Source organism: Marmoricola sp. OAE513 (assembly GCF_040546585.1).
In the GTDB taxonomy this organism is placed as follows: Bacteria; Actinomycetota; Actinomycetes; order Propionibacteriales; family Nocardioidaceae; genus Marmoricola.
On record NZ_JBEPOC010000001.1, the window covers coordinates 2,420,324 to 2,432,672 of the forward strand.

The window sequence follows — 12,349 nt, forward strand, 5'->3', positions numbered from 1 at the left end:
AGTCTCGGAGGGTGACTCCTCGTGCTCCCGCGCTGCCGGCCGCCGAACGTCGCCTCGCCCTGATCGAGGCGACGCTCCCGTTGCTCCACGAGCACGGGCGCTCCGTGACCACCCGCCAGATCGCTGACGCGGCCGGTGTGGCCGAGGGCACGATCTTCCGGGTCTTCAACAGCAAGGACGAGCTGGTCGACGAGGCGGTGCTGCACGCCTTCCGCTCCTCGACCTTCGTCACGCAGCTCGAGGACGTCGACCCCGCGCTCCCGCTGCGCGAGCGCCTGCTGGCGATCACCCGGCTGCTCCAGGAGCGGTACATCTCGACCTTCGGGCTGATCCGCGCGCTCGGAACGATGGGGCCGCCAGCGGTCGTGAAGGCCGACCACGGTCGGCACGAGGACTGGCGCCGCCACGTCGACCTCGCGATGGTCCGCCTCGTCGAGCCGGATGCCGACCTGCTCCGGGTGCCAGCCGCGCGGCTGGTCAACACGCTGCGCCTGCTCACCCTCGGCGGCAGCAACGAGCACATGAACATGGGCGACCTGATGGCGCCCGAAGAGATCGTCGACACCGTTCTGGTCGGCCTGCTGGCCGACCCCCGAGGGAGTAGCTGATGCTCGTCCGTCTGGTCAGGGAGTACCTGGCGCCCTACAAGAAGCAGCTCGCGATCGTCGTGGCGCTGCAGTTCGTCGGCACGATGGTGATGCTCTACCTGCCGATCCTCAACGCCGACATCATCGACAAGGGCGTGGTCTTCGGCGACACCGGCTACATCGTCCGGCACGGCGGCCTGATGCTGGCGGTCTCGCTGCTCCAGGTCGTCTGTTCCGTGACCGCGGTCTGGTTCTCCGCCCGTACGGCGATGTCGTTCGGCCGCGACGTGCGTGCGGGCCTGTTCCACCACGTCGGCAGCTTCTCTGCCCGCGAGGTCCAGCAGTTCGGTGCCCCGTCGCTGATCACCCGCGAGACCAACGACGTCCAGCAGGTGCAGATGCTCGTGCTCATGGGTGGGACGCTGATGGTCTCCGCGCCGATCATGATGGTCGGCGGCGTCGTCATGGCCGTGCACGTCAACGCGGGGTTGTCCTGGCTGGTGCTGCTCGTCGTGCCGACCCTGGGCGTCTCGATCGGGTTCATCGTCACCCGGATGGTGCCGAGCTTCGCGAAGATGCAGGAGCGCATCGACGAGGTGAACCGGTTGCTGCGCGAGCAGATCACCGGTGTCCGCGTGGTGCGCGCCTTCGTCCGCGAGCCTCACGAGACAGCGCGCTTCGCCGAGGCCAACGAGGACCTCACCCAGGTCTCCATCCGGGCCGGACGGTGGCTGGCCGGGATGTTCCCGACGGTGATGCTGGTCGCGAACGTCGCCTCGGTCGCGGTGCTGTGGTTCGGCGGCCACCGTGTCGAGTCGGGCGCCATGGAGGTCGGCGAGCTCACGGCTTACCTCTCCTACCTGATGCAGATCGTCATGTCGGTGATGATGGCGACCTTCATGATGATGATGATCCCGCGCTCCACGGTGTGCGCGGACCGGATCACCGAGGTGCTCGACACCGCCACGTCGGTGGTCCCTCCTGCCGACCCGGTCACCGAGGTCACCGAGCGCGGGACGCTGCGGTTCGAGGGGGTCGAGTTCACCTACCCGGGCGCCGGGGTGCCGGTGGTGCGGAACGTGTCCTTCGAGGCGAGCCCCGGGCTGACGGTCGCCATCATCGGGTCGACCGGTGCCGGCAAGTCGACGATGGTGAACCTGGTGCCGCGGCTCTTCGACGCGACCGGCGGACGGGTTGTCGTCGACGGCGTCGACGTGCGCGACCTCGAGCTGGAGCTGCTCTGGTCGAAGCTGGGTCTGGTGCCGCAGCGCGGTTTCCTGTTCTCCGGCACGATCGCGGACAACCTGCGCTACGGGAAGGGTGACGCCACCGAGGACGAGATGTGGGCGGCGCTCGAGATCGCCCAGGCGCGCGAGTTCGTCGAGGCCATGCCCGAGGGGCTGCAGGCGCCGATCGCGCAGGGCGGCACCAACGTCAGCGGCGGTCAGAGACAGCGGTTGGCGATCGCGAGAGCGGTCATCCGCAGACCCGAGATCTACCTGTTCGACGACGCGTTCTCGGCGCTCGACCTGGCCACCGACGCCCGGCTGCGCGCCGCGCTCAAGCCCGTGACGGCCGACGCGACGGTCGTGATCGTGGCTCAGCGCGTCTCGACGATCCGCGATGCCGACCTCATCCTCGTCGTCGAGGACGGCGAGGTCGTCGGCCGAGGTACCCACCACGACCTGCTGGCGTCGAACCAGACCTACCGGGAGATCGTCGCTTCGCAGCTGAGCGCGGAGGAGGCGGCATGAGCGCGACCGAAGGGAGCGGGTCGAGCCCGGTCGAGACCTCTGAGACCCCCGCCGGTGGTGGCCGGCTCAAGGAGACCGAGCGCGTCGTCGCCGGCCCCGGCCCGGGTCGCAGCCCGTTCGGGGGCGGCATCGTCGGGCAGAAGGCGTCGACCTTCAAACCGTCGGCGCTGCGCCTGCTGCGTCGGATGAGCCCGCAACGGTTCAAGCTCGGGGCGGTGCTCGTCCTGACCGTGGTCAGCGTCGGCCTGAGCGCTGTAGGTCCGCGCATCCTCGGAAGGGCGACGGACCTGATCTTCGCCGGCCTGCTCGGCGGTGACCCGAAGATCCCCTCCGACGTCACCAAGGAGCAGCTGGTCGAGAACCTGCGGGCGGCCGGCGAGGACAAGAAGGCCTCGCTGATCGCCTCGATGAAGGACTTCGTGCCCGGTCAGGGCGTCGACTTCGACAAGGTCGGCCACGTCCTCATGGTCGTGCTGGCGATCTACGTCCTGGGTTCGGTGCTCGCCTGGCTGGCCGGCTACCTGCTCAACGACGTCGTGCAGTCGACGATCCTGCGGATGCGCTCGGACGTCGAGGACAAGGTCAACGCGCTGCCGCTGAGCTACTTCGACAAGCAGCCGCGCGGCGAGCTGCTCTCGCGGGTCACCAACGACATCGACAACCTCGGGCAGTCCCTCCAGCAGACGCTGAGCCAGCTGCTCACCTCGGTGCTGACCGTCCTGGCCGTGCTCGGGATGATGATCTGGATCTCGCCGCTGCTCGCGGTGATAGCGGTGGTCTCGGTCCCGATCTCCATGTTCATCACCGGTCGCGTGATGAAGCGGTCCCAGGGGATGTTCGTGCAGCAGTGGCGACGTACGGGCCGCCTCAACGGACACATCGAGGAGACCTTCTCCGGCCACACGCTGGTCAAGGTCTTCGGTCGCCAGGCCGAGTCCGAGCGGGTCTTCGCCGAGGAGAACGAAGAGCTCTACAAGGCGTCCTTCTCGGCGCAGTTCGTCAGCGGTCTGATCATGCCGATCATGATGTTCGTCGGGAACCTCAACTACGTCCTGGTCGCCGTGCTCGGCGGCTTGCGGGTGGCGAGCGGCTCGCTCTCGCTCGGTGAGGTGCAGGCCTTCATCCAGTACACGCGCCAGTTCACCCAACCGCTCTCGCAGGTGGCGTCCATGGCCAACCTGATGCAGTCCGGTGTCGCCTCGGCGGAGCGGGTCTTCGAGCTGCTCGACGCGCCCGAGGAGCCGGCCGACGGCACGGCAGCCGCGGCGCCCGAGGGCCAGCGCCGCGGGCTCGTGCGGTTCGAGAACGTGGCCTTCTCCTACGACCCGGAGAAGCCGCTGATCCGGGACCTGTCGCTGGTGGCCGAGCCAGGGCACACCGTGGCGATCGTCGGGCCGACCGGTGCCGGCAAGACGACGCTGGTCAACCTGGCGATGCGCTTCTACGACGTCGAGTCGGGGCAGATCACCCTGGACGGCGTTGACATCGCCGCCATGCCACGAGGCGAGCTGCGCGCCCAGACCGGCATGGTCCTGCAGGACACCTGGCTCTTCGAGGGGACGATCCGCGACAACATCGCCTACGGCAACCCGTCGGCGAGCGAGGCGCAGATCCTCCAGGCCGCCCAGGCCACCTTCGTCGACCGGTTCGTGCACTCGCTGCCCGACGGGTACGACACCGTCATCGACGAGGAGGGTTCGAACCTGTCGGCCGGTGAGCGCCAGCTGGTGACGATCGCCCGCGCGTTCGTCTCGGACCCGGCGCTGCTGATCCTCGACGAGGCGACCAGCTCGGTCGACACCCGGACCGAGCTCCTGCTGCAGAAGGCGATGGCGGCACTGCGGACAGACCGGACGTGCTTCGTGATCGCGCACCGGCTCTCCACGATCCGGGACGCCGACCTGATCCTGGTGATGGAGGACGGCGCGATCGTGGAGCAGGGCACGCACGACGAGTTGCTGGTCGCGGACGGCGCCTACGCGCGGCTCTACAACGCACAGTTCGCCGCCGCTGCTGCCTCGGGATAAACCCCGTTGTCCAGGAGTGACCTCCGACGTAATCTCGAAGCACACGGAAAGGAGGTGGTCCCAGTAATGCATTCTTCTAGGACAAGTGAGGTGGCTGCTCGCTAGCAGCGCCCGGTCCCTCGGGACCAACCCGTCGGCGCTGCCGACGAATACCAAGCAGTCACCCGACCCGCAGGCGAACCGGTGGTCCACCGGCCAGAACCGTCAGGTTCACGCCTGCGGGTCGCTGCTTTCGTGACGTCCTTCACAAAGGTTGCGCCTAGCAACTAAATAGTTGCAGAATGCAACTATGACTTCTGAATCCACCCCGGCTGCCACCACCGCGCAGCCCGGCCAGATGACGCACCGGGAGATCCTCGAAGCGTTGTCCGGCCTCCTCCTCGCCATGTTCGTGGCGATGCTGTCGAGCACCGTCGTGTCCAACGCGCTCCCGCGCATCGTCACCGACCTCGAGGGGAGCCAGTCCGGCTACACCTGGGTCGTCGTGGCCACCCTGCTCACCATGACCGCGTCCACCCCGATCTGGGGCAAGCTCGCCGACCTCTTCAACAAGAAGGTCCTCGTGCAGAGCGCGCTGGTCATCTACGTCATCGGGTCGCTGATCGCCGCGACGGCTCCCTCCATGGGGGTGCTCATCGGCGCTCGTGCGTTCCAGGGCCTCGGCGTCGGCGGCCTGACCGCGCTGGTCCAGGTCGTGATCGCCTCGATGGTCCCGCCGCGCGAGCGCGGTCGCTACTCCGGCTACATCGGCGCGACCTTCGCGATCGCCACGGTCAGCGGCCCGTTGATCGGCGGCCTGCTCGTCGACGCGCCGGGCCTCGGCTGGCGCTCCTGCTTCTACGTCGGCATCCCGATCGCCGCGATCGCCTTCGTGGTGCTGCAGAAGACCCTGCATCTCCCCGTCGTACGTCGTCAGGTCAGCATCGACTACCTCGGCGCCGGACTGATCGTCGGCGGCGTCTCGACACTGCTGATCTGGGTCTCGCTCGCCGGCAACGACTTCGGTTGGGGGTCGAGCACGAGCTACCTGCTGGTCGCGCTCGGCCTGGTCCTGCTCGCTGCCGCGGTGTACGTCGAGGCACGTGTCGCCAAGGAGCCGATCATCCCGGTGCACCTCTTCGCTGACCGGACGACGAGCCTGGCCGTCATCGCCAGCGTCTTCGTCGGGGTCGCGATGTTCGGCGCCACCGTCTACCTCTCGCAGTACTTCCAGATCGCCCGGGGGATGAGTCCCACCCACGCCGGCCTGATGTCGATCGCGATGGTCGGCGGCCTGATGGTCTCCAGCATCGTCAGCGGCCGGGTGATCACCGCGACCGGCCGGTGGAAGCGGTTCCTGGTCGGCGGCATGGTCCTGGTGGTCGCCGGTCTGGGCCTGCTCAGCACCATCGACGAGACGACCCCGCTGGTCGTGGTCGGCCTGTTCATGGCCGTCGTCGGTGTCGGTCTCGGGTCGACGATGCAGAACCTGGTGCTCGCCGTCCAGAACAACGCCTCCGAGTCCGACATCGGTTCGGCCAGCGCCGTGGTCACGTTCTTCCGCTCCATGGGTGGGTCCATCGGCGTCTCGGCCCTCGGTGCGCTCCTCAGCGCCCAGGTCGCCGAGAAGGTCACCTCCGGTCTTGGTGCACTCGGCATCCCGACCTCGGGGCACGCCAGTCACGAGATCCCCGATCTCTCTGCTCTGCCCGGGCCGGTGCGCGCCGTCTTCGAGCACGCCTTCGGCTCGGCCACCGGTGAGCTGTTCCTGGTCGCCACCCCGTTCGCGCTGCTCGCGCTGATCGCGGTGCTGTTCATCAAGGAGGTTCCGCTGCGGACCACCCTGGCCTCGGAGCCGCGCGAGGAGCCGGAGCTGGTGGGCTGATGGCCCCGCGGGACGCGCGCCGCGACGAGGCGATCAGCGGGCTCGAGCACGAGATCGGCCTGCTGCTGCGCCGGATCCGACGGGGGACGGCGGAACGGGCAGCGCAGGTCGACCCCGCGCTCAGCGCCACGGCGTACCCGTTGCTGGTCACCTTGCACGCCTTCGGTCCGCACCGGGCCGCGGACCTGGCCGACCTCTTCGCCCTCGACAAGGGGGCGGTGAGCCGGGCTGTCCACCAGCTCCTCGAGCTCGGGCTCATCGAGCGCACCCCCGATCCGGCCGACGGTCGGGCCTCGATCCTCAGCGTGACCCCGTACGCTGAGGAGCGGATGGCGGTCGTCGTGGAGGCGCGGCGCGAGGCGGTGGGCGAGAAGCTCGCCGACTGGGACCCCGAGTCGATCGCCGGACTGGCCGCCGGGCTCGCCCGGTTCAATGCCGCGATATCGGAATAACTCGCCATACGCGACCAAACGGACATAGCCTGATCTGATGCAACGGGGCACGGGGGCGGCAGGGCGCAACGACATCACGAGCCTTCTCGATGCCGTCCTGCTCATGTCCTCGGACCTCGACCTGCGCGGCGCGCTGGACCGGCTGGTCCGCGCGGCGTGCTCGCTGACCGGCGCCCGGTACGGGTTTCTCGCGCTGATCGACGAGCGCGGCGCGATGGCCGACTACGTGGTGCACGGCATGGACGACGCGACCAAGGCGAAGATCCCGACGCTGCCGACCCTGCACGGGGTACTCGGTCTGCTGGTCGAGGACACCGCCCGGCCGATCAGGCTGGACAAGATCGGCAGCCACCCCCGGGCCATGGGCTTCCCGCAGAACCACCCCCCGATGGAGACGTTCCTCGGGGTTCCGGTCCGCGTCGACGGCGAGGTCTACGGCAACCTCTACCTCGCCGAGAAGGTCGGCGGTCAGCTCTTCACCGACGACGACGAGCGGGTCCTGGACGAGTTCTCCCAGATCGCCGGACTCGTGCTCACCAACGCACGCACGTTCGCGAACGTCGAGACCCGGCACCGCTGGCTGCAGGCGAGCATCGCGATGTCCCACGAGCTGGAGGGGTCGGCCAGCCCGTCCTCCGCCCTGTCCGCCGTCGTCTACCACCTGCGCGAGGTCGCCAACGCGTACGGCGTCGGGGTGGTCCGCGACCACGAGGAAGGCCTCGAGCTGGTCGCAGCGATCCGCGCCGACGGTGAGGATCCCGACGACCGCGACCTCACCGAGCTGTGGGGCAAGGCGATCGCCGCGGCGAGCGTCGAGGAGCGGGCTGTCGTGGCCGGCCCGGTCGACGGGCGCGAGGACGGCCTGACCCGGATCGTGATCCCGCTGTCGTCCCGGCTCCTGCGCGGCCACTTCCTGCTGGTCGCGCTCGAGCAGTCCACCCTGGGCGTCGCCGGACCGAACATCGACCAGTTCTCCGAGTTCGCGGGTCAGGCCTCGCTGGTGCTCGACCGCACCCAGGCGCTCGCCGAGCGACAGGAGCACATGCTCGTCGCGGACCGCGACCGGATCGCCCGCGACCTGCACGACACCGTCATCCAGCGGCTCTTCGCCACCGGACTCCAGCTCCAGGGCTTGCGGCGTGCCGTCCTGCTCGACGAGGTCAAGGTCCGGCTCGACGAGTCCGTCGAGGAGCTCAACACCACGATCCGCGACATCCGCACGACGATCTTCGAGCTGCGTCGCAAGAACGACAGCTCGCTCGGCACGCAGATCCGCGGGCTCGCCCAGGAGTACGTCCCGGTGCTCGGGTTCACGCCCTTCGTCCGGCTGCGCGGACCGATCGACAACGTCGTCCCGGTGCAGACCGCGGAGCAGCTGATCGCCACCCTGCGCGAGGCGCTCTCCAACGTGGCCCGTCACGCCGAGGCGGACGCCTGCATCGTGGAGGTCGAGGTGTTCGCGGACCGGTTGGTGCTGCGCGTGTCCGACAACGGTCGCGGCATCGGGCCCGAGGTCTCCGAGAGCGGCCTGCGCAACGTGCGCCGGCGCGCGTTCGACCGCGGCGGTGTCATGCGAATCGGCCCCGAGGAGCCGCACGGAACGCTACTAGAGTGGGAAGTCCCTCTCTGAGCCCTGAGCGTTGCCATGCGCGGCACCTGGCTGCGTTGTCGGCGCTTGAAGTCCGCTCCGCTGCGCTCCGCATGAGGACTCCTGCGCACCTCCGCCTTGCCATGCTCCACCACGCCTGACAACGCTCAGGACCCAGAGTCCGTGAGATTCAGGTCTCCGGGGTCCATTCCTTCTTGGCCACCAGCAGCCCGTCGCCGACGGGCAGCAGCACCGGCACCAGCGACTCGTGCTCGTTGACGACCCGGCAGAGCTCGCGGATCGCGATGGTGTCAGGGTCGCGCTGGGCGGGGTCGGCGACCTTGTCGTGCCACAGGGCGTTGTCGAAGACGACCACGCCTCCGGGACGGAGCAGTCGAAGCGCCTCCGCGAGGTACTCGGGGTACTCCTGCTTGTCGCCGTCGGCGAAGACGAGGTCGTAGTGGCCGTCGGTCAACCGGGGGAGCACCTCGAGAGCAGCGCCGGGGATGAGCCGGGCGCGCTGCGAGGCGATGCCGGCCTCGGTGAACGTCTCCTTGGCGAGCCGCTGGTGCTCGGCCTCGGTGTCGACCGAGGTGAGCACGCCGTCGGGGCGCATGCCGCGCAGGATCCAGAGCCCCGAGACTCCCGTGCCGGTGCCGATCTCGACGGCCGCGCGGGCGTCGAGGACCGAGGCTAGGAAGCGCAGTGCAGCGCCGCCGCCGTGCCCGATCGCGGAAACGCCGACCTCGTCGGCGCGGGCGCGGGCGTTGGCCAGGACGGTGTCCTCGGCGACGTACTCCTCGGAGTAGGTCCAGCTCGCGGGCTTCGGTGCGGTGACGATGACGGGCTCCTCTTCTCGACCTTGGTGGGACTGTACCGTCGCGCCGCTCCGACGTCGGGGACCTCGCCCGGGAACACCGGCGTGCCCCAGAGCGTTGGAACCATCGAGCTCGCCGGGCGTAGATTGCCGGGGGACCCTCAGTCCGGTCTCAGCCGGCTCTCAAGAACATTTCCTAGCGTGGAGGTCCCAGCACCCGATGGTCCGTCGTCTCGACACGAACCGCAGCAAGGAGCCCACCATGAGCGCAACCTCCCGTGAGCCCCTGGACGCTGCGATCCCGTCCTGGGACGAGATCGTCGAGCAGCACTCCACCCGGGTCTACCGGCTGGCCTACCGCCTGACCGGCAACCCGTACGACGCCGAGGACCTCACCCAGGAGGTCTTCGTCCGCGTGTTCCGCTCGTTGCACACCTACACGCCCGGCACCTTCGAGGGCTGGTTGCACCGGATCACGACGAATCTGTTCCTCGACCAGGCTCGCCGCAAGAGCCGGATCCGCTTCGACGCCCTGCCCGAGGACGCCGACAACCGGCTGCCCAGTCCGGTGGCCACCCCGGACGTCGCGTACCTGAACCAGATGTTCGACGCCGACGTCGAGGCCGCCCTCGCGCAGCTGCCGCCGGACTTCCGCGCAGCGGTCGTGCTCTGCGACGTCGAGGGCCTCTCCTACGACGAGATCGCGGACGTCCTGGGCGTGAAGATGGGCACCGTCCGCTCCCGCATCCACCGCGGTCGGTCGATGCTGCGCAAGGCGCTGGCGCACCGCGCTCCCGCACCGGGTCGTGTCCGGGTCTCCGGGCCGCAGCTCGCAGGACGCGCCGGATGATCCGCCCGGGGGCGGGATCCCGATGATCCTCAAGTTGCACGGCCACATCGGGTCGAACGCCTCTGCTCTCGTCGACGGCCAGCTCTCAAAGGCCGACGAGGAGCGGGCATGGAGCCACGTGCTGGGCTGCCAGGGCTGCCGTCGGCTCGTCGAGCGGGAGGGCTGGATCAAGCAGCGCCTCGCCGGTCTCGCCGCCCCCAGCCCGCTCTCGGCTCCGCCGAGCCTGCTCGGCAACCTGTACGACGTCGACGCCTGGGCGCAGGTCGACGAGATCGAACGTCGCTCCACCCGTCGCCGCGCGACCGTGGCGCTGGTCGGAGCCAGTTCCGTCGGCGTCGCCGTGCTCGCCCTGATGGCGGTCACCGCGCCGCCGGTCGGCCGCGGAGAGGTCCCCGGTCAGGGTCCCGCTCAGATCCGCAACGGGATCCCGCGCAACGACCCGGGCACCGGGCTGACAGCGGACATCGAGAACGCGGCTTTCCGCGGTAGGTAAAGATAGGGGTGTGAGCGAGAGCGACATCCCGGGCAAGCCGGACGAGCAGGGTTCCTCCGACGACGAGGTCACCCAGCCGCTGGCCGAGCAGACTCCTACCGAGCCGACGACGCCGTACGAGGGTCTGCCCACCTACGCGCCCCCGGGATCGGACTTCCCGCTCCCCGCGACGCCGCCGGCTCCTGAGGAGCCGAAGGATGCCGCCCCACAGGCTTCGCCCGCCGTTCCGCCGCCGTACGAGTCGGCCTACGGGGCGCCGTACGGCACCCAGCCCACCGAGCAGCTCCCGCAGCCCGAGTACCTGTCGTTCCCGCCGCCGAACCCGTACGGCGGCGGCTACGACAGCACGCCGACGCACCGCGACACCAGGCCGGGCCTGCCCGGGTGGTTGTGGCCGCTGATCGCGGTCCTCTCCCTGGTCGTCGGCATCCTCGGCGGCGCCATCGGCGGGGCCCTGGTGGCCGACAACAAGAAGGACGACCCGGGTGTGCTCCAGGTGGAGCGCCGGACCGCGGCGCCGCTCGCCGACGACAACGCGAGCGTCCCCGCGGTTGCGCAGAAGCTGCTGCCGAGCACGGTCAAGATCGTCGCCGAGTACAAGGGTGAGGCCCAGGGGGCTGCCGGCTCCGGCTGGGTCTTCGACGAGGAGGGCCACGTCGTCACCAACAACCACGTGGTCGCCGAGGCCGCCGAGGACGACGGCCCGATCGACGTCATCGACCAGGCCGGCAAGCATCACAAGGCCACGGTCGTCGGCCGCAGCCCGGTCTACGACCTCGCCGTCCTCAAGGTCGACGACGTCGCGGAGCTCCCGCCGGTCGCCCTCGGGTCCGCGGACCAGATGCGCGTCGGCGAGACGGTCATCGCCGTCGGGTCGCCGCTCGCGCTCTCGGCGTCGGTGACCAGCGGCATCATCAGCGCGCTGAACCGTCCGGTGACCACCGGCGACGGCGACGAGGCCTCGTTCATCAACGCGATCCAGACCGACGCGGCGATCAACCCGGGCAACTCCGGTGGCCCGCTGGCGAACTTGCAGGGTCAGGTGATCGGCGTGAACTCGGCGATCGCGACCCTGGGCTCCAGCAGCCAGGAGGGCGGCAACCTCGGCATCGGCTTCGCGATCCCGATCGAGCAGGTCCAGGTGACCGTCGACCAGATCCTGCGGACCGGCGAGGCCCAGTACCCGGTCATCGGTGTGACCGTGAAGGGCAACGCGAAGATCGATGGCGCCGAGGTCACCGAGATCAACTCGGGGACGCCGGCGGCCGACTCCGACCTCAAGGTCGGCGACGTGATCACCGAGGTCGACGGCCGTCCGGTGACCGACCAGACTGACGTCGTCGTGGCGATCCGCTCGCACCGGGTCACCGACAAGGTGACGCTGACGATCATTCGTGACGGCGAGACGAAGAAGATAAAGGTCGGGTTGCTCGCCAAGACGGGCTAACCGCCGCGATACGCGGCACCTGGCCGCGCCCTCCCTGAATTCGGTGGCGTGCACGTGACGTCCGCTCCGCTGAAGGACGCCTGCGCTCCTCCGCCTTGCCATGCACCACGTCTCGCGACGGCTCAGGTGGCCTCAAGGTCGTACGGCGGGCGCTCGCCGGGCTCCAGGTCGGGCCCGCCGGTCTTCGCCGCGAGCCGTGCCGCCTGCGCCTCGGCCAGGTCGTCGGCGTCCATCGCCTCGAGGATGTGCTTGCGGATCGCGACCCGGGGGTCGAGGTCGGTTAGCTTGAGGTCGGCGAACTCGGGTCCGAGCTCGCTGCGCAGGTCGTTCTGCGCGGACTGCGCGAAATTCCGCAGCTGACGCAGCATCCGACCCGCTTGGCGGGCGTAGTCCGGAAGCTTGTCGGGGCCGAAAACGATCACCCCGACCAGCAGGATCACCGCCAGCTCAGGCAGTCCGACTCCGAACAT

11 protein-coding genes are annotated in these 12,349 nt (G+C 69.4%); 9 read left to right on the plus strand and 2 right to left on the minus strand.

Going from position 1 to position 12,349, the window contains the following annotated elements:
• Positions 1-11: 11 nt before the first annotated feature.
• The 6 genes from ABIE44_RS12235 to ABIE44_RS12260 all read left to right on the plus strand — a co-directional run bounded on the left by ABIE44_RS12235 (position 12) and on the right by ABIE44_RS12260 (position 8,314).
• Complete coding sequence (locus ABIE44_RS12235) at positions 12-608, plus strand: TetR/AcrR family transcriptional regulator (RefSeq protein ID WP_209717441.1); 597 nt, start codon at positions 12-14, stop codon at positions 606-608.
• Positions 608-2,341, plus strand: a complete 1,734-nt coding sequence (locus ABIE44_RS12240; protein WP_209717438.1) for an ABC transporter ATP-binding protein — start codon at positions 608-610, stop codon at positions 2,339-2,341. The genes ABIE44_RS12235 and ABIE44_RS12240 overlap by 1 nt, the downstream gene beginning before the upstream one ends.
• Positions 2,338-4,368 (plus strand): ABC transporter ATP-binding protein, encoded by a 2,031-nt coding sequence (locus ABIE44_RS12245; protein WP_209717435.1) that lies wholly within the window; start codon positions 2,338-2,340, stop codon positions 4,366-4,368. The genes ABIE44_RS12240 and ABIE44_RS12245 overlap by 4 nt, the downstream gene beginning before the upstream one ends.
• A gap of 289 nt (positions 4,369-4,657) precedes the next feature.
• The gene (locus ABIE44_RS12250; protein WP_354438046.1) at positions 4,658-6,232 is read left to right on the plus strand and encodes an MDR family MFS transporter; all 1,575 of its coding nucleotides are present in this window, start codon (positions 4,658-4,660) and stop codon (positions 6,230-6,232) included.
• Positions 6,232-6,684, plus strand: a complete 453-nt coding sequence (locus ABIE44_RS12255) for a MarR family winged helix-turn-helix transcriptional regulator (protein WP_209717432.1) — start codon at positions 6,232-6,234, stop codon at positions 6,682-6,684. Before ABIE44_RS12250 ends, ABIE44_RS12255 begins: the two co-directional genes overlap by 1 nt.
• A 37-nt stretch (positions 6,685-6,721) precedes the next feature.
• Positions 6,722-8,314: a GAF domain-containing sensor histidine kinase gene (locus tag ABIE44_RS12260; RefSeq protein ID WP_209717429.1), complete on the plus strand. Its 1,593-nt coding sequence runs from the start codon at positions 6,722-6,724 to the stop codon at positions 8,312-8,314.
• Between the two features lie 148 nt (positions 8,315-8,462).
• Here ABIE44_RS12260 and ABIE44_RS12265 read toward each other — a convergent pair whose 3' ends face one another.
• Positions 8,463-9,113, minus strand: a complete 651-nt coding sequence (locus tag ABIE44_RS12265; protein WP_209723306.1) for an O-methyltransferase — start codon at positions 9,111-9,113, stop codon at positions 8,463-8,465.
• Positions 9,114-9,351: 238 nt separating this feature from the next.
• Between ABIE44_RS12265 and sigE the strand changes: the two genes are divergently transcribed.
• The 3 genes from sigE to ABIE44_RS12280 are packed head-to-tail and all read left to right on the plus strand — an operon-like array spanning position 9,352 to position 11,879.
• On the plus strand, positions 9,352-9,939 hold the full coding sequence (gene sigE, locus ABIE44_RS12270) for an RNA polymerase sigma factor SigE (protein ID WP_502912735.1): 588 nt from the start codon (positions 9,352-9,354) through the stop codon (positions 9,937-9,939).
• 22 nt (positions 9,940-9,961) lie between these two features.
• Positions 9,962-10,432: an anti-sigma factor gene (locus ABIE44_RS12275; RefSeq protein WP_209717423.1), complete on the plus strand. Its 471-nt coding sequence runs from the start codon at positions 9,962-9,964 to the stop codon at positions 10,430-10,432.
• Positions 10,433-10,442: 10 nt separating this feature from the next.
• Complete coding sequence (locus tag ABIE44_RS12280; RefSeq protein WP_209717420.1) at positions 10,443-11,879, plus strand: S1C family serine protease; 1,437 nt, start codon at positions 10,443-10,445, stop codon at positions 11,877-11,879.
• Between the two features lie 122 nt (positions 11,880-12,001).
• Here the strand turns inward: ABIE44_RS12280 and ABIE44_RS12285 are convergent, their stop codons facing one another.
• Positions 12,002-12,349 carry a sec-independent translocase gene (locus ABIE44_RS12285; protein WP_209717417.1) on the minus strand — a complete coding sequence of 116 codons (348 nt, stop codon included), beginning with the start codon at positions 12,347-12,349 and terminating at the stop codon, positions 12,002-12,004.